General features: G+C 72.6%; 13 protein-coding genes and 1 tRNA gene. 4 read left to right on the top strand and 10 right to left on the bottom strand.

The annotated features are described in order from the left end of the window. Positions 1-164 precede the first annotated feature (164 nt). The 6 genes from LUW87_RS09850 to LUW87_RS09825 form a co-directional block, all read right to left on the bottom strand. Positions 165-464, bottom strand: coding sequence for a hypothetical protein (locus tag LUW87_RS09850; RefSeq protein WP_232671004.1), 300 nt, complete (start codon positions 462-464; stop codon positions 165-167). Then, positions 461-3,787: a DEAD/DEAH box helicase gene (locus LUW87_RS09845; protein ID WP_232671003.1), complete on the bottom strand. Its 3,327-nt coding sequence runs from the start codon at positions 3,785-3,787 to the stop codon at positions 461-463. The genes LUW87_RS09850 and LUW87_RS09845 overlap by 4 nt, the downstream gene beginning before the upstream one ends. Before the next feature lie 431 nt (positions 3,788-4,218). Next, a complete protein-coding gene (locus LUW87_RS09840) occupies positions 4,219-5,073 on the bottom strand; it encodes an ABC transporter permease (protein ID WP_232671002.1) in 855 nt (284 codons plus the stop codon). Then, entirely contained in the window at positions 5,070-6,059 is a 990-nt protein-coding gene (locus tag LUW87_RS09835) for an ATP-binding cassette domain-containing protein (RefSeq protein WP_232671001.1), read from the bottom strand. Before LUW87_RS09835 ends, LUW87_RS09840 begins: the two co-directional genes overlap by 4 nt. A 240-nt stretch (positions 6,060-6,299) precedes the next feature. Next, the gene (locus LUW87_RS09830; RefSeq protein ID WP_232671676.1) at positions 6,300-7,301 is read right to left on the bottom strand and encodes a DUF7064 domain-containing protein; all 1,002 of its coding nucleotides are present in this window, start codon (positions 7,299-7,301) and stop codon (positions 6,300-6,302) included. Beyond that, the gene (locus LUW87_RS09825; RefSeq protein WP_232671000.1) at positions 7,298-8,371 is read right to left on the bottom strand and encodes a phosphotransferase family protein; all 1,074 of its coding nucleotides are present in this window, start codon (positions 8,369-8,371) and stop codon (positions 7,298-7,300) included. The genes LUW87_RS09830 and LUW87_RS09825 overlap by 4 nt, the downstream gene beginning before the upstream one ends. 120 nt (positions 8,372-8,491) lie before the next feature. Between LUW87_RS09825 and LUW87_RS09820 the strand changes: the two genes are divergently transcribed. Together LUW87_RS09820 and LUW87_RS09815 are read left to right on the top strand one after the other, a co-directional pair. Beyond that, complete coding sequence (locus LUW87_RS09820; RefSeq protein ID WP_232670999.1) at positions 8,492-10,876, top strand: glycoside hydrolase family 65 protein; 2,385 nt, start codon at positions 8,492-8,494, stop codon at positions 10,874-10,876. A gap of 61 nt (positions 10,877-10,937) precedes the next feature. Next, positions 10,938-14,318 (top strand): ATP-binding protein, encoded by a 3,381-nt coding sequence (locus tag LUW87_RS09815; protein ID WP_232670998.1) that lies wholly within the window; start codon positions 10,938-10,940, stop codon positions 14,316-14,318. Between the two features lie 43 nt (positions 14,319-14,361). Here LUW87_RS09815 and LUW87_RS09810 read toward each other — a convergent pair whose 3' ends face one another. Both LUW87_RS09810 and LUW87_RS09805 read right to left on the bottom strand, forming a co-directional pair. Then, the gene (locus tag LUW87_RS09810) at positions 14,362-16,167 is read right to left on the bottom strand and encodes an MFS transporter (RefSeq protein WP_232670997.1); all 1,806 of its coding nucleotides are present in this window, start codon (positions 16,165-16,167) and stop codon (positions 14,362-14,364) included. Positions 16,168-16,313: 146 nt separating this feature from the next. Then, positions 16,314-17,387, bottom strand: a complete 1,074-nt coding sequence (locus LUW87_RS09805) for an NAD(P)H-dependent amine dehydrogenase family protein (protein WP_232670996.1) — start codon at positions 17,385-17,387, stop codon at positions 16,314-16,316. Positions 17,388-17,541: 154 nt separating this feature from the next. Between LUW87_RS09805 and LUW87_RS09800 the strand changes: the two genes are divergently transcribed. Further along, positions 17,542-18,462, top strand: a complete 921-nt coding sequence (locus LUW87_RS09800) for a carbon-nitrogen hydrolase family protein (protein WP_232670995.1) — start codon at positions 17,542-17,544, stop codon at positions 18,460-18,462. A 276-nt stretch (positions 18,463-18,738) separates the two neighbouring features. Here the strand turns inward: LUW87_RS09800 and LUW87_RS09795 are convergent, their stop codons facing one another. Beyond that, positions 18,739-19,581, bottom strand: a complete 843-nt coding sequence (locus LUW87_RS09795; RefSeq protein ID WP_232670994.1) for an SDR family NAD(P)-dependent oxidoreductase — start codon at positions 19,579-19,581, stop codon at positions 18,739-18,741. Between the two features lie 339 nt (positions 19,582-19,920). Beyond that, positions 19,921-20,004: transfer RNA gene (locus tag LUW87_RS09790), tRNA-Leu, on the bottom strand. Positions 20,005-20,127: 123 nt separating this feature from the next. On the opposite strand from LUW87_RS09790, the gene LUW87_RS09785 reads away from it, so the two are divergent. After that, complete coding sequence (locus LUW87_RS09785) at positions 20,128-20,787, top strand: FHA domain-containing protein (RefSeq protein WP_232670993.1); 660 nt, start codon at positions 20,128-20,130, stop codon at positions 20,785-20,787. Position 20,788: the final 1 nt, after the last annotated feature.

The raw sequence follows: 20,788 nt of genomic DNA, 5'->3' as shown, positions 1-20,788 counted from the left end.
CGGTGGAACGACCCCGTCCCGACCGGAGCAGGGGCGGCCACGACGGCGTGGCCGAGACTCGTGCGCCGCCTGGTGGTCACCGAGCCATGGTGGCATCCGGGAGGCCGACCGCCCGACCGACCGCCTCGCAGCACCCTCGTCGGGGCAGTGCCCGAGACCGGGGATCAGGCGTCGGCGGTCTCGGTGGTGGGCGAGTCGTCGGGGTCGCCGTCGAGCTCGGCCGCGGCGGCCAGGGTGCCGGCGAGGCCGGCCGCCTTGTCGTAGACGAGGCGGAAGGTGTACTCGGCGGCGACCTCGTGGCCCTTCAGCGGTGGCGGTCCGAGCGAACGGATCATGGCCGATGGGTCGGGCGAGACCCGGATGGGACCGGGTTCGGCATCGGGCTCGCGTCCCCAGAACGCCTCGCCCAGAGGGGCCTTCGCCGTCCCCTTGCGGGATCGGTTGCCGCGTCGTGAGCGACTCATGCGGCGTCCTCCTCGGTGGTGGTGCCCTCGTGATCGCCTGGTCGGGGATCGTCGTCGGTGAGGACCTCGTCGCCGCGCAGGCCCAGGGCCACCTTCAGCTGGCTGGGATCGAGGTCGCCGAGGGTGCTCGACTTGGGCAGGACGAGGTCGGCGATGTGGCGCTTGCCGGCCACCACCTCTTCGACGCGTTCGTCGACGGTGCCGGGGCACACGAGGCGGTGGGCGATCACGGTCTTGGTCTGGCCGATGCGCCAGGCCCGGTCGCGGGCCTGGTCCTCGACCGCCGGGTTCCACCAGCGGTCGTAGAGCACCACGTGGTTGGCGTTGGTGAGGTTCAGCCCGGTGCCACCGGCCTTGAGCGACAGCACCAGGGCGCCGGGGCCCTCGAGCGCCTGGAAGTCGGCGATGAGCTGGTCGCGGGCGCCGCGGGAGAGACCTCCGTGGTAGCAGCCCACCGGGATGCCGAAGCGCTTCGTGAGGTGCTCGGCCAGCTTCACGCCCCACTCGGCGAAGTGGGTGAACACCAGGACCCGTTCCTCGGCGGCGTAGACCACCTCGACGATCTCCTCGAGGCGGGCCAGCTTGCCGGACCGCCCGTCGAGGGCCTCGTCGTCGTGGCGGTAGGCGACCGGGTGGTTGCAGATCTGCTTGAGGGCGGTGATGGCGGCCAGCACCTGGCCCTTGCGCTTGTCGGCCCCCTCTTCGACGGTCGACTGGGTGACCAGGGCGTCGAGGACCGCCTGGTAGAGGCCGATCTGCTCGGGCGTCATCGAGCAGTGGTCGAGCTCGTCGATCCGGTCGGGCAGCTCGGCGGCGATCGCCGGTTCGGCCTTGGTGCGACGGAACACCAGGATGCCGTTGAGGGCACGCAGGGCCCGCTCGGCGGCGTCGCGGGTGCCGCCGCCGTTGGCCGACAGCGAGGCCACGAACGGGGCGCGGGGTCCCACCAGGCCGGGGTTGGTGAAGTCGAGGATGGCCCACAGGTCGCCCAGGCCGTTCTCGATGGGGGTGCCGGTCAGGGCCACCCGGGTGCGGGCCTGGAGGCGACGCAGCTGCTGGGAGGTGTCGTTGGCCGGGTTCTTGATGGCCTGGGCCTCGTCGAGGACGACCTTGCCGAACTCCACCTTCTCGAGCTGTTCGATGTCGCGCACCGCCGTGGCGTAGGTGGTGATGACCACGTCGGCGCCGTCGATCTCGCGCTCGAGGGACTCGCCCCCGGAGCGAGAGGCGCCGTGGTGCACCACGACCTTGAGGCCCGGGGTGAACTTGCGGGCCTCGGAGGCCCAGTTGCCGACCACGGCAGGAGGGGCGACGACGAGGGCCGGGGCCTCCCCGGCGGTGGCCACCAGGTGGGCCAGCATCGTCGGGGTCTTGCCCAGGCCCATGTCGAGGGCCAGGCAGCCACCCAGCCCGGCGGAGTCGAGGAACCGCAGCCAGGCCAGGGCCTCGCCCTGGTAGCTGCGCAGCTCGCCCTCGAAGCCCTCGGGGTCGGTGGCCGGCTCGAGGGTGGCCGTGGAGGCTTTGGCCAGCAGGTCGGCGGCCCATCCCTCCCCGGCGATGGAGACCCCGCCGGCGAGCGGAGAGCCGTCGAGGCCGAGCGCCTGGCGCAGCATCTCGGCGCCCGACATGCGGGTCTTGGTGGAGCGCTCGGCCAGGGCCTCGGCGGCGGCGGCCAGGTCGGCGTGGTCGATGGCCACCCACTGGCCGCCGACCCGTACGAGCGGGCGGGCCTCGGCGGCCAGCCGGCGGATGTCGGCGGCGGTGAGCTCGACGTCGTCGAACACCGCCGTCCAACGCACGTCGGCGAGCTGGTTGGCGCCGACCGCGGTCTCGCCGCCCTCGGCGAACAACCGCAGCGACGGTGTGGGCTTGCGGCGCGAGAGGGCCGGCACGCGCACGTCGAAGCCGGCGTCGCGCAGGATCGGACCGGTCACGGTCATGAGGTCCCAGGCCTCTTCCTGGCTGAGCACGACCTCGCCCCGCCGCAGGCCGCCGGGGCGGGTGAGCGGGTCGAAGAGGCGCTCGAGGCGCACCAGGTTGGCCTCCATCTCGCGCCGTTGGTTGCCGGCGTTGACCAGGGCCACCTCGACGGGGGTGAGGCGCTGGTTCGAGCCCTGGGCGAACACCGCCAGGTCCCAGGCGTTGCCGGAGTCGGGGGCCTCGAGCTTGAGCACGAGGGGGCGGTAGGCCTTGGAGGTGACCGGTGACGACCACCGGTCGAGGGCGTTGGTCAGGTCGCCGACCAGGCCGGCGGGGGCTTCGAAGGAAGAGCCGTCGAGGTGGCCGATGACGGTCTCGGCCAGCTCGCCGGGATTGCGGATGTCGGGCGGGACGGCGGGCACCTCGACCCGCTTGGCGGCGTCGTGGCACACGACGTCGACGACCTCGGCCAGCACGGCCCGGGTGACGGTGGCGGCGTCGACCCCGGGGCTGAGCACGCTGACGGCACCGGGCATGGCCTCGGCGGTGCGCCGCAGGCGCTCGGCGTCGACGAGCGACGGGGTCCAGGTGACGACGTAGGAGGGCTTCTGGCGGCTCTTGCGGTGCAGGCGGCGCACGTGGGGGACCATGGCGCCGTGGGCCACGAGCTCGACGGCCCAGGCGGCGACGTGGCCGAGCCAGCGGGCGCTGGGGCCGAGGCCGGGGACGTCGGTGTCGGTGCAGTCGGCCAGCAGCCACCCCAGCACGGCGCCGACCTGCGACTCGACCGATGCCGAGCGGCCGGAGCCGTCGGGGAGCTGCAGCGGGGCCCGGTCGCCCCACACCGGTGGCGCGGCCGTGGCCGCCAGGGCGTCGTCGAGACCGGCGCGATCGACCGGGTCCTGGCCGGGTCCGCCGGCCCAGGCGACGAGCTTGCGATCGGCCCACGTGAGCTGGAGCACGACCGGGCCCACGAGAGACTCGGGCGCGGCGGACACGGACTCGGGTTCGGCGATGCCGAGGAGCCGGTGCAGGACACGTTCGAGGCGCTGTTGCTCGCCCTCGAGGTCGGCGACGGCCTGGGCGACCTCGGGGCCACGGCCCCGACGCAGGCCCACGAGGGAGTCGTCGGTCTCGTGGAGCAGGTCGAGGAGGGTGCGCTGCCAGGCCTGGGGGCGGGCCTCGAGCTCGGCGGTGCCGGCCTCGTCGGCCTCACCCCATGCGTGGGCCTCGACGAGGGCGACGAACGCGGGGTCACGCGCCAGGTCCCCGTCGGCCAACACCTCGCGGAGGGGCCGGGGGGCCGGCGGTCCGGCCGGCGGTGCGTCCGGGTCTTCGGGGTGGGTGAGGTCGGATCGGTGCTCGTCGGCGGTCGTCGACGAGGTCGTGTCCTCGTCGCCCATGACGGCCGTGCTCGCAGCGTGGTCCACTCGTGTCGTTCCGTTCTGTTCGGGTCGGTGACCCGTCGTCGCGCCCCGGCAGCGCGTGGACCGGCCGGTGCCGGGAGGGTCTCCCCGGCCGGGGGCCGCTCGTCGACGTGAACGGCCGTGCATCGGATGTGGTCGCCCGGCCTCCCGTCTCGCCCGAATCGGGGCGGGGGAGTTCGACCGGCCCGGAGGGGCTGGTCGAGCCACCGTGGAGCACAGGGCTCGGCGGCGCTCGGCGGGTCCGGTGCACCCCTGGCGCGCAACGGTGAGCCGGACCGACGCTGTGCAGTGTAACGGCGCCTGGGGTTCTCGGGCGCCATCGGGCGCGCCATGGCCCCCCGGCGAGGCCGGGGGGCCGTGGCGGGACCGCGTGGACGACGGCGTCGGCCGGACCGGTGACGCCGGTGTCAGCGTGAGGCGGAGCGGCTGTACTTGCGCGACGCCAGGGTGGCGAAGACCACCGTGATCCCGATGGCCCACGCGATCGAGATCCACAGCGCCGAGCCGGGATCGTTGCCGTTGTACAGGGCGCGGGCGGCGTTGGTGAGCTGGGTGAAGGGGTTCCAGTCGGCGATGGTGCCCAACCAGTCCGGCATCGTCTCGGTGCTCACGAACGCCGACGAGATGAACGTGAGGGGGAACATCCAGATGAACCCGGCGGAGTTGGCCGCCTCGACCGACTTCACCGACAGGCCGATGAGGGCCTGGACCCACGAGAAGGCGTAGCTGAAGCCGAGGAGCAGGACCGTGGCCCCCAGGGCGTTGACCAGCCCGCCCTCGAAGCGGAACCCGATGAGCAACCCGACGACGAGCATGACCACGAAGGTGAACAGGTTGCGCACGATGTCGGAGACCGTGCGCCCGATCAGGACCGCCGGTTGGAACATGGGCAGCGACCGGAGGCGGTCGATGATGCCCTTGGTCATGTCCTCGGCCACGCCGATGCCGGTGAAGGCCGAACCGAACAGCACCGTCTGGGCGAACACGCCGGGCAGCAGGTACTGCGTGTAGTCGTCGTAGCCGGGGATGGCCCCGATGGCGCCGCCGAACACGTAGTTGAACAGCAGCACGAACATGATCGGCTGGATGGTGGCGAAGATCAGCAGGTCCGGGTTGCGAGGCACGATGCGCAGGTGGCGCATGGCCTCGGTCCAGCTGTCGCGCCAGGCCCAGACGAGGCCGGTGGGGACCTCGTGGGTGAGATCGCCGGACTCCGCCGTCGGCGACGCCGTGCCGGAGTCGAGGGTGAGGTCGGTGGTCATCGGGTGGCTCCCGCAGGGGTGGGGTCGTCGGCGGGCTCGTCGGCCGGGCGGCCGGTGAGCTGGAGGAAGACGTCGTCGAGGGTCGGGTGGCGCAGCACCACGTCGAGGACCTCGATGCCCTGGTCGTCGAGGAGGCGGACGACCTGGGGGACGATGCCGTGGGTGTCGGTGACGCCGATGGCCACGGTGCGCGACTCCGGGTCGATGGTCTCGGCGCCGACCGAGCGGTGCTGGAGGAGCTCGGCGGTGCGGGCCACGTCGCCCGAGTCGGCCAGCGTGACCTCGAGCCGTTCGCCGCCGAACTGCGACTTGAGCTCGGTGGAGGTGCCCTGGGCGATCACGGTGCCGTGGTCGATGACCACGATGTCCTTGGCCAGGCGCTCGGCCTCGTCGAGGTACTGGGTGGTGAGCAACGTGGTGGTGCCCTCGGCCACCAGCTCGTCGATGACCTCCCACATGCCGAGGCGGCTGCGGGGGTCGAGGCCCGTGGTGGGCTCGTCGAGGAAGAGCACGGCCGGTCGCGAGATGAGGCTCATGGCGATGTCGAGGCGTCGGCGCATGCCGCCCGAGTAGCCCTTGACCTGGCGGCCGGCCGCGTCGGCGAGGTCGAAGCGCTCGAGCAGGTCGGTGCCGCGGCGGCGGGCTTCGGGCACCGACAGGTGGTAGAGGCGGCCGACGTGCTCGAGGTTCTCGGCGCCGGTGAGGCGTTCGTCGACCGCGGCGTACTGGCCGGTGAGGCCGATGCGGGCGCGCACCCGCCGTGGTTCGGCCACCACGTCGATGCCGTCGATGACGGCGCGCCCGGAATCCGGACGGAGCAGCGTGGTGAGGATGCGCACGGTGGTGGTCTTGCCGGCGCCGTTGGGCCCGAGCAGCCCCAGCACGGTGCCGGGTTCGACCGCGAGGTCGACGCCTCGCAGGGCCTCGGTGTCACCGAAGCGCTTGGTGAGGCCGACGGCCTCCACGGCGTAGGGGGATTGGTTCATGTTCGACTCCGACTGGTCCAGAGGTCCGAACTCATCGGTCCGGGCGGGGGGTGCCAGCTCGGCGCGGTCTCGTGCCCACGCGACATCGGGCCATGGGAGCGACGTCGGCGAGGGATCCGGCTGGGCGTCGCAACCTACCGTGCCCGTGGGACAGAACCCGTCCTGTTTTGTGGCCGGCCGTGACGAGGCGGCGCGCCCGGCGGGGCCGGCCTCGGACCGCTCGACCTCGGAGCGGTGACCTCAGGTCGAGCGACGGGACCGGTTGAAGCGACGGATGGAGGCCGCCGACCAGTTGTCGTGGTCCTCGCCGTGGGCGGTGAGCCCGTCGAAGGTCCACTCCGTGAGGCAGTTCACCGTGAACAGGTTGGGGTTGATGGGGAACGCCAGTTGGTTGAGGCAGCGACCTTCGGCGTGCAGCTCCCGGCCGAGCTCGTCGGTGATGTCGAGGTGGACGCGACGCGGGAAGCCCGTGTCGGTGTCGCGCTCGACCACCTCGCGCCGCGCCCCCGTGAGCCTGGCCCACTCGCCGTCGCGGATGACGTAGCCGTGGATGCCGATGCACCCATCGGCCGACGAGGGATCGCCGCTGTAGTTCATGGTGATGGCGTGGAAGCCGTCGGTCGGGGAGGCGGTGGCGTAGGAGTACCCGCCGTTGGTGGCGCCGTGCAGGCTGTCGCCGAACTGCGAGCGCGGCCCCCACGAGCGGTCCCGGAACCCGTAGCTGTCGACGGCGAAGGTGTCCCCGTCGAGGGTCATGGTGCCGGTGTAGCGCCCGGGCTGGTCGAGGTGGGAGCTGCCCAGGAGGTTGGGCCGGGCCACCGCGTCGAAGGTCAGGGCGATGTGCAGGTCGTCGGCGTCGGGATCGTCGAAGTTCAGCTCGTAGCGCTGCAGCGGCTCGACGGTGCGGTAGTGCATGCCGTTGGGCATCTCGATGTCGGTGAGCGGGGCGTCGGGGATGGGCAGGTGCCAGAAGTTCTTGGCGTAGCGGCAGTTCCACAGCTCGTGGCCGGTCTCGTCCCAGACGTACACACCGGCGGACATCACGCCCTGGTTGCGTCGGAAGAACGGGTAGAGCTGACCCGACAGCCGGCGTTCGGGGACCGTGAAGGTGAACCAGCAGGTCTCGGTCCAGAACGGGTCGTCGGTGGTCGGCGGGTGGAAGTCGTCGTCGGCGGCGGTCACCTCGCCGGTGGCGGCCGGGATGTGGTCGGGGATGGTGCCGGGGGCGGGGTCGGTGCTCATGCGTCGATCTCCTCGAGGAGGTGGGCCAGGCAGGCGGCCGCCGGGTTCTCCAGCCAGATGGTCTGGTCGGCCGGCAGGTGCCCGCGGTCGACCATGCGGTTCATGACCCGCACGACGATCGCCGTGTAGCGCATCGCGGCGAAGACCTCCCACCAGGTGGTGCCGCCGACCGAACGGCCGGCGGCGGCCTCGTAGGCGGCGGTCTGCTGGGCGCGGGTGGGCTCGCCGTCGAGGCGCTCGACCCCGGAGATCTCGTGGGCCCAGCGATCCGACATCAGCCACCAGCCGAGGTCGACCTCGGGTGGCGCGAGGCAGGCCGCCTCGAAGTCGGTGAGGCAGATGGGCTGCTCGTCGCGCCAGATCACGTTGCCGGGGCGGGGGTCGCCCCAGCACAGCGCCGGGGTCGAACCGGCGGGCACGTCGGCCTTCAGCCAGGCCAGGCCCCGTTCCCACACCGGGTGGTGGCGCCCGGCCAGCTCGCGCTCGCCGTAGGCCTCCCACAGGTCGAGTTGGTGGGTGGTGTCGGGGGAGGCGCCGGGGGCGAGCAACCAGTCGAGGCCGGCGCCGCGCCAGTCGATCGCGTGCACGGCCGCCATGGCGGCCATCCCGGCGTCGAGCATGACCCGGCGACGATCAGGGGCGAGCTCGGTGAAGAACCCCTCGAGGGTGTACATGGGCGACTCGATGGGCACCACCCCGTCGACGAAGCCCATCACGAAGAAGGGCGCCCCGAGGACCGCGGGGTCGGCTTCGTAGCCGTGGAGGGGAGCGATGGGCACGGTGCCGGCCCGGGACAGCGCCTCCATCACGCGGTACTGGATGTCGACCTCGGTGGTGAGGCCGGGAACCTGTGTGGGGTAGACCGGCGGGTCCGGCGTCTCCCGGCGCAGCACGAGGCGCTCCGACCGCGCGCCGTCCGGACCGGTCCAGGTGGCGGAGAGGATCGTCGTCTCGGCGGAGAAGCCGCTGCTCGGCTTGCCGGCGGCCTCGAGGCGCAGATCACGGGCGTCGCCCAGCCGCGGCTCCAACCACGTGGCCAGGGTCGTCAGGTCGTCGTCGGGGGAGGTCACCGGACCGTTCTACCGCACGTCGCCTCGGCGCCGGGTCGAGGTGCCGACGCGAGGGTGGCGCTCGCGGGGGTTGGGCGGCGCTAGCGTCGGTCGCTGACCCGCGACGGCCGTGGAGGCAGTGTGATCGACGCCGAAGTGTTCCAGGTGGAGCCGTGGTCGATCACCGAGCGACAGCTCACCTTCGACCACCTCGCCCAGACGGAGTCGATCTTCGCCCTGTCCAACGGTCACGTGGGCATACGGGGCAACCTCGACGAGGGCGAGCCGCACGGCACGCCGGGCACGTACCTGAACGCCTTCTTCGAGACGCTCCCGCTGCCCTACGCCGAGGGTGGCTACGGCTATCCCGAAGAGGGCCAGACGCTCATCAACGTGACCAACGGCAAGCTCCTGCGGCTGCTGGTCGACGACGAGCCCTTCGACGTGCGCCACGGCGAGCTCGAGCGCCACGAGCGCAGCCTCGACATGCGCGACGGCGTCCTGCGCCGACTCGTCGAGTGGCGGTCCCCTGCCGGCAAGCGGGTGCGGGTCCACTCCACCCGCCTCGTCTCGTTCTCGCACCGGGCCGTCGTGGCCATCCAGTACGAGGTGCAGGCCCTCGATCAGCCGCTGCGCATCGTCGTGCAGTCCACCCTGGTGGCCAACGAGCCGGTGCCCGATCAGGTGGCCGACCCGCGTGCCGCGGCCGCTCTGCGGGCGCCGCTCGTCGGGGAGTACCACACCCACCACGACCTCGAGGCAGCCCTCGGGCACCGCACGCGGGCCAGTGGGCTGCTCATGGCGGCCGGCATGGACCACGTGATCGACGGGCCGTCGGGCACGGTCACCGCCTCCGAGAGCGACCCCGATCTGGCTCGCGTCACGGTGAGCACCGAGCTCGAACCGGGCCAGACCCTCTCGGTGGTCAAGTTCGTCGCCTACGGCTGGTCGAGCCAGCGCTCCATGCCGGCGCTGCGCGACCAGGTCGATGCCGCTGTCGAGGCCGCCAAGCGCAGTGGGTGGGAGGGGCTGCGCCTGGCCCAGCGAGACTTCCTCGACGACGTGTGGGATCGCGCCGACATCGAGGTCGAGGGCGACCCCGAGCTGCAGCAGGCCCTGCGCTTCGGGATCTTCCAGGTGGTCCAGTCGGCCGCCAGGGCGGAGCGCCGGGCCATACCCGCCAAGGGCCTCACCGGTCGGGGCTACGACGGCCACTCCTTCTGGGACATGGATACCTATCTCTTGCGGGTCCTGAGCTACGCCACTCCGGACGTCGCTCGCGACGCCCTCCTGTGGCGCCACTCGATCCTGCCCCAGGGACGGGCTCGGGCCGAGGAGCTGGGCCTCGACGGGGCGGCGTTCCCGTGGCGGACGATCCGGGGCGAGGAGTGCTCGGGCTACTGGCCGGCGGGCACCGCCGCCTTCCACCTCAACGCCGGGGTCGCCGATGCGGTGCGGCGCTACGTCGGCGCCACGGGCGACAACGACTTCGAGCGAGGTCCCGGCCTCGACCTCTTGGTGGAGACGGCCCGGCTGTGGCGATCCCTCGGCCACCACGACGCGTCCGGCTGCTTCCGCATCGACGGGGTCACCGGCCCCGACGAGTACACCGCGCTCGTCGACAACAACACCTTCACCAACCTCATGGCCGCCCGGAACCTGCGCGCCGCCGCCGAGGTGGCCAGCCGCCACCCCTACCGCGCCGCGGAGCTCGGGGTCGACGAGGACGAGGTGCAGGCCTGGTGCGAGGCGGCCGATGCGATCGTCGTGCCCTACGACGAGGAGCTGGGGGTGACGGCGCAGTCGGAGGGGTTCACCCGCTACCGGCGCTGGGACTTCGCGGGCACCGACCCGGAGTACTTCCCGCTGCTGTTGCACTACCCCTACTACCTGCTGTACTCCAGCCAGGTCGTGAAGCAGGCCGACCTGGTCTTCGCCCTGTACACGTGCGGCGACCACTTCGACGACGAGCAGAAGGCCCGGGACTTCGCCTTCTACGAGACCATCACCGTGCGCGACTCGTCGCTCTCGGCGTGCATCCAGGCGATCGTGGCCGCCGAGGTGGGCCACGTCGACCTGGCCTACGACTACCTCCGCGAGAGCGCCCTGGTCGACCTGCGCGACGTGGCCGGCAACACCGACGACGGTCTCCACCTGGCGGCTCTGGCCGGAGGATGGTTGGCGGTGGTGGCCGGCTTCGGGGGGATGCGTGACCACGGGCCCATCCTGCGCTTCGATCCGTGCCTCCCGGCTCCGCTCGAACGCATGACGTTCCGCCTGGTGTACCGGGGGCGACGTCTGGAGGTGGTCATCGAGCCGGATCTCGTCCGCTACCGCCTGCTCGACGGGCTGCCGCTCGAGTTCCTCCACGCCGGTGAGCTGGTGACCGTGACCCACGGGCTGCCGCTGGAGCGCCCGCTGCGGCCCCGTGCGGCCGATCGGGTCGTGACGCCGCCGGTGGGGCGAGAGCCGCTCCGCCGCGGCGTCGGCGCCGACAGCGACCCGCCGATGCGCATCCCCAACTGATCACCTCCCGCTCGTCTCGGCCCCGACCCGCCGAGCGGTGGGGGCTACCGTCGTCGCCGAGATGGTCGTCCCACGCCCACGAGGCGCTACCGCCTCGGACCCAGACGGGTTCGTCGGGCGCGCCCACGAGCTGGCGGCCCTCACCCTCTCGTTCACCGAGCCCACGGCGAGGGGAGCCCGACTCCACCTGATCGTCGGCGACGCCGGCATCGGCAAGACCCGCCTCGCCGTCGAGACCACGGGGGTGGCCCGGCGCACGGGTCGCAGCGTGGCCTGGGCCACCTGCTGGGACGAGTCGGGGACGCCGCCGTACTGGCCGTGGACCCAGATCGTGCGCCAGCTCCGGGGGCGGACGGGAGGGGTGGAGCTGGCGCCGCTCGTGCTCGAGGGGGAGACGGCTCGAGACCGCTTCGAGTTGTTCGACGCCGTCGCTGCTGCGCTGCACAGCGCCGCGTCCCGTGCCCCGCTCCTGCTGGTCCTCGACGACCTCCACCGGGCCGACCCGCCGACCCTGTCGTTGTTGCGGTTCGTGCTGGCGCACCTCCGCACGGCCGACGTCGCGGTGGTGGCGACCGTGCGCACGGGGGAGGAGGTCACCGATCGGGTGGCCGACGCCCTCGGTGCGCTACGCCACGTCGCCGAGGTCGTCCCCCTCCACGGGCTCGACGTGGAGGCGGTGGCCGAGCTCACCGGCGACGTCCACCGAGCTGCCGACCTCTACGCCCTCACGGGCGGCAACCCCCTCTACGTCGAGCAGGTCCTGCAGGCGACGGCCGACCCCACGGGTTCGGTCCCCGAGATCGGCATGGCGGCGCTGGCCACCGCGGTACGCACCCGCCTGGCCGCGCTCGGACCGGAGGTGACCGAGGTGCTGGCGGCCCGGGCCGTGCTCGGCCCGGGCGGGACGGCACCCGACGTGGCTGCCTTGGTCGGCGTTCCGCTCGACCGGACCGAGGAGCTCCTCGGTCGGGCGGTCGCGGCCCGCGTGCTCGGCGAGCGACGGTCGCTGCGCTTCACCCATCCGCTGCTGGCCGAGGTGGCGGCCGACTCGGTGCCGCCCGGCCGGCGCGAGCAGCTGCACCGCCTCGCCGCCGCCCGCGCCGCCGAGCACGGTGCCTCGGCCGCGATCTGCGCCCACCACCTCTGTGCGGCCGGCCCCGACGTCTGGCGTGAGGCGGTGGCGGCCTGCACGCTCGCCGCCGAGGTGGCCACCGCGTCGTTCGCCCACGAGGACGCCGTCACCCACCTCCAGAGGGCGCTCGAGGCGCTCGACGACCATCCCGACGAGGTCCGGATGATCGCGGCGACGAGCTTCGAGCTCGCCGGGGCCTCGGCCCGGGCCTTCGGTCGACCGGCCGCCGAGCCGGCCTACGCCCGAGCCTGGGCGGCGGCCCGCCAGGTCCCCGACCCGACCTTCCGGGCCCGCATCGCGGCGCGCCACGGCATCGAGTACTTCTTCACCGGCGACGTCTCACGGGAGCGGGCGGCCCAGTGCACGGAGGCCCTCGCGGCCCTCCCCGGGACTGACGGAACCGAGCGGGTCCGGCTGCTGGCCAACCTGGCGTCGTCCACCGTCACCTCCCGGGTCGCCGGGGCGCGACGGGCCGCCGCCGACGCCGTGACCATGGCCCGGCGGGTGGGCGACCCGGTGGCGTTGGGCATCGCGCTCGTGGCCGCCAGCGTCGTCGATCTGGGCCCGGCCACCCTCGGTCGACGCCTCGAGGCGGCGCGCGAGATCGTGGCGCTGGCCGAGGACACCGGCGAGCACGACCTCGCCGTGCACGGCCGCTTCCTGCTGATGGGGGCCCTGCTGGAGCGCGGCGACGTGCGTGAGCTCGACGCGGAGCTGGCGGCCCAGGACGACGTCCTCGGGACCATCGCCGAACCCCGCTTCGCACGCCACGCCCTGTGGTTCCGCTGCATGCGAGCGATGCTCGACGGGCGTCACGACCAGGTGGAGCGGTTGGCGCTCGAGTGCCTGGCCATCGCCGAGGAGCTCGAGGACCCCGACGGGCCCGGGGTCTACGGCGGTCAGCTCGGGGTGGCTCTCTGGATGCGGGGACGGATCGCGGAGATGGAACCCGTCTACCTGGAGATGGGGCGCCTCGAGCCCGAGGAGCCGTTGTGGGATGCGGTTCTGGCCTGGCTGTGGTGGGGAGACGGTCGGGCCGATGCCGCCCGCGGGGCCCTGGCCCGCGTCCCCTCGCCCGCCGCCATGGTGTCCGGGCAGCACACGTTGCTGACCCTGGTGACGGCCGCCGACGCCGCCGCCGACCTGGCCGACGACGCCGTGGTCGCCGAGCTCTGGGATGCGCTGCTGCCCTACGCCGACCACGTGGTCCCCATCGGTATGGGCGCGGCGGTGTGGGGTTCGGTGGCCCGCCCCCTCGGGCGGCTGGCGTTGAGGCTCGGCCACGTGGACGAAGGCGTCGCCCACCTGGATCGCGCCGTCGCCGTCTGCGCCCGCCTCGGGGCCCGGCCCTGGTTGGCGCAAGCCCAGCTGGCCCTGGCCGGCACGCTGCTCGACCTGGACCGGGGGGACGCCGGCCGCGTCGAGGCGCTGGTCGCCGAAGCCGAGGTGGCGGTGCGCGAGCTGCAGCTGACCGTGCTCGTGCCCCGCCTCGAGGAGCTCGTCGCCCGCCTCGCCCGGCGCCGCCCCCCGGCGCCGGGCGCCGTGGTGGCGCGGGCCGACGCGCCCCGGCCGCTCGACCCTCCCGGACGGCCGTCGCTCGCCGTGCTGGGCACGTTCGAGGTGACCGCCCTCGACGGCTCGGTGGCCACCTGGACCTCCCGCAAGGCCCGTGAGCTGTTGAAGATCCTCGTGGCCCGCCGAGGCGCCCCTGTGCCCCGCGAGACGATGATGGACCTGCTGTGGCCCGGAGAGGACCCCGAGGTGCTGTCCAACCGCCTGTCCGTGGCGTTGTCGACCGTGCGGCGCTCGCTCGATCCCGAGCGCCGTGGTCCGACCAACACCCACGTCGTCACCGAGGCGGGTGCCATCCGGCTCGACACCAGGACCGTCGCCGTCGATGCCGAGCGCTTCCTCGCCCTGGCCGACGACGCGGTCGCGGCCCACGCGGCGCGCGCCCCCGACGCGGTCGATCACCTGCGGGCCGCCCGCGACGCCTACCGGGGCGAGGCGCTGCCCGACGAGCCCTACGCGCCGTGGGCCGAGGCCTTCCGGTCCGAGACCACCGCCGCCTACGTGCGGGTGCTGCGGCTCTCGGCCACCGAGGCGGTCGCGGTCGGCGACCACCTGGGCGCCTCCGAGGGCTTCCGGACGCTCCTCGCCGACGACCCCTACGACGAATCGGCCCACCGTGGCCTCGTCGACGCCCTGCGGGCCCTGGGTGCCCACGGGCAGGCGTCGGCGGCGTGGGAGCGCTACCGGGAGCGGATGGCGGAGCTGGGGGTGCTGGTGCCCGCCCGTCCGCCCGGCTGACCGGCTGACCGGCTGACCGGCTGACCGGAGCAGGCGGCAGGTCCTAGACGCTGCTGGGGCCGCTCACCTGGACGTGCACCTCGTGGCGCAGGAAGTCGGTGATGTCGTCGGCGACGTCCTCGGGGTCGATGTCGAGCGCGATGCGGTCGAGCACGAGCCGGGGTCGGGAGGGCGTGTCGGCCTCGTCGGCGGTGGTGACCTCGGCGGGATCGTCGACGAGGACCACGATGGCCTCCACCCGGTCGGGGTGCTCGGTGGCGAACCGCTGCGCCATCGCGGCCCCGCTGCCGCAGCCGACGACCGTGATCCACGGCAGCTCCAGGTGGCGCAGGACCCCGAGCAGATCGTCGAGGTCCTGGCGGTCGGGTTCGGCGGGCACGTCGTCGGCCGCGGTCGTGTCGTCGCGACCGCCGAGGAACGGGGCGATGGCCCGCAGGCCGTCGGCGGCGAGGGCCGGAAGGAGACCGGCCATGGAGGCGAAGCCGCGGTCGTGGTCGTGGATGAGGACCACGGGGGCACCGTTGCCCCTCTCGCGGTAGGTGAACCCCCGCCCGTCGAGCACGACGACCCCCTCGTGAGGGGGGTACAGCTCGTCGACGTCGGTCTCGACGAAGGGGGTGGTGGCGCCGAGGCCCACCGGCGAGGGCACGAATGGCGCCCGCTCGTCTTCGCTCACCGCCGCGCGGCGGGTCATGCGGTAGACGGCGTAGACGGCGATGACGAGGTAGGCGATCGCCACCACCACGAAGAGGCCACCGGGCCCGAACGCGCCCACCGCGGTGGCGCCGAGAATGGGGCCGGCCACCGAGCCGATGCCGTTGACGAGCACCATGCGGGCCCCGCCGGCCACCACGAGGTCGGAGTCGAGGTAGTCGTTGAGGTGGGCATTGCAGAGGGCGTACAACGGGAAGGTCACCCCGCCGGCGACCATGGTCATGGCGATGATGATCAGGCGTCGGTCGGCGTCGATGGTGGCGGCCACCAGGGCGACGACGGCCGCCAGCGTGGCGGCGACGGCGATGACGACCCGTCGATCGGTCCGGTCCGACCAGGCGCCGAGAGGCAGCTGCAGGAGCAGGCCGCCGGCGAGGGTGGCGGCGATGAACAGGGCCGTCGCGATGTTGTCGAAGCCGGACTGGGCGGCGTAGACCACGCCGGCGCCGATCATGGCCGCGCCCGTGAAGCCGGACAGCGCCGCGCCCACGGCGGCCAAGGGCGCAGTGGCGACCAGGGCCCGGAACGACAGCGGCGCCGGGTCCACCGTCGGTGGGGCCACGACGTCGGCCAGCGAGATCGGCACGACGGCGAGCGACACGAGCACCGACGCGATCACGAAGGCGCCGAACCCGGCGGGGTCGGTGACCGAGAACAGCAGCTGTCCGCCGAGCAGCGAGCCGCCCACGACGACCATGTAGATGGAGAACAGCGTGCCTCGGGTGCGGTTGGTGGCCGCGCCGTTGAGCCAGGTCTCGGTCACCACGTACAGCCCGGAGATGCAGATGCCGGTCACGGCGCGCAGGAGGAACCAGGTCAGCGGCTCGGGTCGGATGACGTGCAGGAGCACGGCGGCCGAGGCCAGGGAGGCGAGGCCGGCGAAGACCCGGACGTGGCCCACGCGGGTGATCGTGCTGGGAGCGACCATCGAGCCGACGGCGAAGCCGAGGTAGTACCCGGCCAGCACCACACCGACGATCCCGGGGGCGAAGCCCTCGAGCCCGGCTCGGATCCCGAGCAGGGTGGACGTCAGCCCGTTGCCGGCCATCAACAACGCCACGGCGACCAGCAACGGCACGGCGGCGAGCAGCGAGCCGCGCAGGTGCCGCTCGGAGCGTTCGAGCGTGGCGGTCATCCGGGTTGGAAGAGGGGTGTGGGCGCGAAGCCGCGCCGCCCCGATGGGAGAGGCACGAGACCGAACCTAGTGACGTGGCGAGCCGACGCCTCCCGGGACGGGCGTGGCGATCGCCACAACCGTTGGGCCGTGGAGGGCTCGCGCCCTCAGGAGTGCATCAGGCCGGTGGCCTGGGCGAGCGGGAGGTCGCGCACCGAGACCAGACCCGGTGGCGCGTCGCAGACGGCCTGGATGGCGTTGACGGCCTTGGCCGCGGTGGCGATGACGCCGGCGGTGTTGACGTCGGTGTCGCCCAGGCCGACGTGGGTGTTGATCTCGATGCCGGGATCGCCGGTGACGACGCAGCGGTGGACCCCGAGGTGTCCCTCCGGAGGGTAGGGCCAGTCGGGGGCGGCCGCCGGGGTGAGTCGGTTGACGTGCTCCATGACGATGGCCGGGCGACCGTCGACGATGCCCTCCACCGAGAAGCGCACGGCCGCCACCCGGCCGGGCTCGACTCTCATCATCGTGCAGTCGATGGGCTCGGGGGTGACCCACTTCTCGAGGTGCTCCTCGATGCCGTCGAGCTCCACGCCCAGTTCGTCGGCGAGCAGCCGGACGGGGCCGCCCCACATGGACGTGAGGACGCCGGGGTGGAACATGAGCGGCGTGTGGTCGGGGTCGGTGCCGAAGCCCATGGCCGCACCGGTGAACTCGGCGTCGTCGTAGGTGCCGTAGTCGCAGATCTCCTGGACCCTGATGGTGTCGGCCCGGGTGGTGAGGCTCAACGCGGCGAAGGCGAGGACGTCGCCCGAGAACCCGGGGTCGATGCCGTTGACGTACATGGTGGTGCCGCCCGCGAGGCAGGCCTCGGTGAGCGGGTTCACCAGCCAGGCATCGGCGTGAGGCGGGTAGATCAGCCAGACGAGTGACGTGGCCACGACGTTGGTGCCGGCCCGCAGGAAGCGGGTGAGCTCGGCGAGCGCCTCCTGGGGGCGCATCTCGGCCTGGGACGTGTAGACGACGCACTCGGCTTCGAGTGCCAGCAGCTCCTCGATGTCGTCGGTGGCGATGACGCCGGTGGGTTCGTCGAGCCCGCAGAGCCGGGCGGCGTCGCACCCGATCTTGTCGGGACTCGAGGCGTGGACCCCCACCAGCTCGAGGTCGGGTCGCTCGATCAGGGCCCTGAGGGCGTGGCGCCCCACGTTGCCCGTCGAGAACTGGATCACCCGTCGTGCCATCGTGCCCCTCACCTCGTGGAACCCCTGGCCCGGCAGTCTGGCCGACTGCGCCGAGGTGTGCTCCCCGCGGCAGGTGCGTCGGGGCCGGGAGAAGTCCCGGTCCGCTCGACGGGGGGCTCGGGGCGGACGCGATCGCCGTCGGGTGCCTTCTGCCATGATCGATCGCGTGCGTCCCGACGATCCTGCTCTCGGTCCCAGCGTCGTCACCGTGGCCTGCGCCAACTTCGCGTCGGTCCCTCGGGACAAGAAGGCGACGGTCGCCAAGGTCGTGTCCGTCATGGGCGAGGCGGCCGCCGGTGGGGCCGACCTGGTGGTGTTCCCCGAGCTGGCGCTCGGCACGTGGGGGGAGTGCGCCGACTGCGCGGCGGCCCATGCCCCGTGCGGTTGGCACCTCGAGCAGGCGGAGGTGGCCGACGGCCCGTCCTGCGGGACCATCGCCGAGGCGGCCCGCTCGCTCGGCGTGCACGTGATCTACGGCTTCGAGGAAGCCGACGCCCACGACCGCGGGGTCCTCCACAACTCGGCCAACGTGGTGGCTCCCTCGGGCCTGGTGGGCACCTACCGCAAGCTGCACCTCGGCATCCCGCTCGAGACCGACCGCTTCACCCCCGGCGACGCGCTGCCCGTGTTCGACACCGAGCTCGGCCCGATCGGGATCTCCATCTGCTACGACTTCTACAACAACCCCGAGCTGTGCCGGGTGCTCGCCCTCAAGGGAGCCCGGTTGCTGGTCAACCCCACCGGGCGGTCCGACCTCCCGCGTGCCCGCCAGAACCTCGAGCACGCCACGCTGGTCCGGGCCCAGGAGAACCTGGTGTTCGCGGCGTCGGCCAACCGGGTGGGCGACGCCCATGGCCCACCGACCTGGGCGGGGGGCAGCGTGATCGGTGGCCCCGAGTTCCCCGGGTTCGGCGTGGTGCTGGCCCAGGCCGGCGCGAACGAGGAGCTCATCAGCGCCGAACTCGACTTCCGCGCCCTGGCCCGCTGGTACGACTGGCTCCCCTGGCGCGAGTGGCGACTCGGGCCGCAGCGCGACATCACCCGACTCGTCGCCGACGAGCTCGGGCGCCTCTGACCGACGGGCCACCCGGGCTCCGACGTCCTGGAGATGGTGAGACGCGAGGTGCTCCGCCGGGGACTCCTGGAGCCGAGGCCCTCAGAAACCTGAGGACCCCGTCGTGGGGTCCTCAGAGAACCGCAATCGGACTGCTGTCGTTGGCGTCGCCAGCCCAGGCCGATTGATCCTTCACACGTCCGGAGCCGGCGCTTCACACCCTTCGATCCCGGTGCATGGGCCGCTACAGCTGGCCGAGCAGCTCAGGGTTCGTGACGTTGCGTGCCAGCTCGTTCGTCACCAGGCGGGACGATCGACGGCAGGCCAGTGGCCGGCGTACTCCCCGCCGTCGACCCGTAGGGCCACGCCGTTGACCCACCGGCTCGCGGGAGTGCAGAGGAAGACGATCGCAGAGGCGATCTCGGATGTCTCGGCGATGCGTCCTGCGGGGATCCCTGCGGCGACGTCACCGAGCAGATCAGCCAGGCCCGCCATGTCCTCTATGGGTCCAGCCTCGTTGTCGAGCATTCCCGCCGTGTCGACCGTGCCCGGGGCCACGGCGTTGACCCGGACGCCCGCCCTCCCGGCGAACTGAGCCAGGCTCTGGGTCAGGTTGACCACGCCTGCCCTGGCTGCGCCCGAGTGGACGAAGGCTGTCGCGCCGCGCTCGAAGCTGAAGATGTGCACGATGTTGACGATCGAACCTCTGCCGGCCTCGACCATGAGCGGCGCGATCCGACTGATCACGTTCCATGTCCCGTTGAGGTTGAGGTCCACCACGGATCGCCAGCCGCGGTCGCTGATGGAGCCGGGATAGGCCGGGAACTGGCCACCGGCGTTGTTCACGAGGATGTGGGGTGAGCCGAACCGATCCACCACGGCCTCGCGGAGTCGATCGACGTCGTCGGTGTCGCGGATGTCGGTGGGCACGGCCACGCAGGATCGTCCCGACGCCTCGATCTCCTGGGCGGTGACCTCCAGGTTCGAAGGGTCTCGCGATGCGATGACGAGGTCGGCGCCCAGCCGGGCGAGGGCGAGTGCCACCTCGCGCCCGAGTCCTGTGCCTCCGCCGGTCACGATCGCCGTCTGTCCTTCGAGGATGTCCGGGGCGAAGCAGTCGAGGGGACCCACGTCGTCCATGGCGCTCATTCTTGCACGGCAATCATTTCCTCGCCCGTGACTGGGGTGCCGCTCGCAGCCACGGAGGGAGGGCACCACCCACCGGCGCTTCGGCCGGTCGGCGGACTGGCGGCGGCGGAGGACCTGATTCGGGGCAGGTACGACGAATGGTTGGACGCGAAGGGACCAGCCCGATCGCCTGGGTCCGGTCTCCAGTCCGAGTGGGCCGACGATGGCCAAACGCCGGCGGTCCAAGACGCTGTCCAGCGGCCGGTCACCGAGCCCCGCCCCGGTTGCCTGAGCGCGAGGCCCTCAGAAGCCTGAGGACGCCGTCGTCGTCGTGTCGTCGTCGTCGTGTCGTGCGCGAGGGGGGACTTGAACCCCCACGTCCTTTCGGACACAGGAACCTGAATCCTGCGCGTCTGCCAATTCCGCCACTCGCGCGAGTGGAATCGTCAGGCTAGCCGGAGCCGGCTGACCCCACGAATCGTCGTGGCGGGGCAGCGCCAGGGAGTCGGAGGGAGCCGTGGCGACCGGTGCCGCAAGAGCCTGGGTAACGTGTCGGCCGTGGGACTGAAGGGCTTCGAACGCCGCCTCGAGCATGCCGTGGAAGGCATGTTCTCGCGGGTCTTCAAGAGCGGCGTGCGCCCGATCGAGATCGGGCGGCGCCTCACGCGGGAGATGGACGACCACCGATCGGTCGACGTCCGGGGCCGCGTCGTCGCCCCCAACTCCTTCACCATCCACATCTCCACCGACGACCACGACAGCTTCGCCGACATCGCCGACACGCTCTGTAGAGAGCTGTGCGACGCCGCTCGCGAGCACGCCCGCGACGAGGGCTACGCGTTCCTCGGCCCGGTCGAGGCCGAGCTGGTGGTCGACCCCGAACAGCGCACCGGCACCTTCCACATCGACGCCCGGCTCCGCGAGGGCCCCGGTGGCACGGGCGCCGGCTCGCTCATGTTGCCCACCGGCGAGCGCTACGTCCTGCGGGAGGGCACCATCAGCGTCGGCCGCCTGCCGGAGTGCGACATCACCGTCGTCGATCCCAACGTGAGCCGGCGTCACGCCGAGATCCAGTCGCGGGGCGACGGCTTCGTGGTCGTCGACCTCGGCTCGACCAACGGCACCCGGGTCAACGGGGTGCGCGTCACCGAGCGGGAGCTCCGCGACGGCGACGAGCTCGGCTTCGGCAACGTCCGCCTCACGTTCCAGGCGTCGTAGC

The sequence above is a fragment of the Rhabdothermincola salaria genome (assembly GCF_021246445.1).
In the GTDB taxonomy this organism is placed as follows: domain Bacteria; phylum Actinomycetota; class Acidimicrobiia; order Acidimicrobiales; family Acidimicrobilacustridaceae; genus Rhabdothermincola_A; species Rhabdothermincola_A salaria.
The sequence above is the reverse complement of the archived record's forward strand: the minus strand, read 5'-3'. Positions and strand labels throughout refer to the sequence as shown.

Excerpts from the sequence above, each read along its gene's own strand:
- LUW87_RS09850 (WP_232671004.1), bottom strand. The coding sequence starts at position 464 with ATGAGTCGCTCACGACGCGGCAACCGATCCCGCAAGGGGACGGCGAAG.
- LUW87_RS09845 (WP_232671003.1), bottom strand. The coding sequence starts at position 3,787 with ATGGGCGACGAGGACACGACCTCGTCGACGACCGCCGACGAGCACCGA.
- LUW87_RS09840 (WP_232671002.1), bottom strand. The coding sequence starts at position 5,073 with ATGACCACCGACCTCACCCTCGACTCCGGCACGGCGTCGCCGACGGCG.
- LUW87_RS09835 (WP_232671001.1), bottom strand. The coding sequence starts at position 6,059 with ATGAACCAATCCCCCTACGCCGTGGAGGCCGTCGGCCTCACCAAGCGC.
- LUW87_RS09830 (WP_232671676.1), bottom strand. The coding sequence starts at position 7,301 with ATGAGCACCGACCCCGCCCCCGGCACCATCCCCGACCACATCCCGGCC.
- LUW87_RS09815 (WP_232670998.1), top strand. The coding sequence starts at position 10,938 with ATGGTCGTCCCACGCCCACGAGGCGCTACCGCCTCGGACCCAGACGGG.
- LUW87_RS09810 (WP_232670997.1), bottom strand. The coding sequence starts at position 16,167 with ATGACCGCCACGCTCGAACGCTCCGAGCGGCACCTGCGCGGCTCGCTG.
- LUW87_RS09805 (WP_232670996.1), bottom strand. The coding sequence starts at position 17,387 with ATGGCACGACGGGTGATCCAGTTCTCGACGGGCAACGTGGGGCGCCAC.
- LUW87_RS09800 (WP_232670995.1), top strand. The coding sequence starts at position 17,542 with ATGATCGATCGCGTGCGTCCCGACGATCCTGCTCTCGGTCCCAGCGTC.
- LUW87_RS09795 (WP_232670994.1), bottom strand. The coding sequence starts at position 19,581 with ATGGACGACGTGGGTCCCCTCGACTGCTTCGCCCCGGACATCCTCGAA.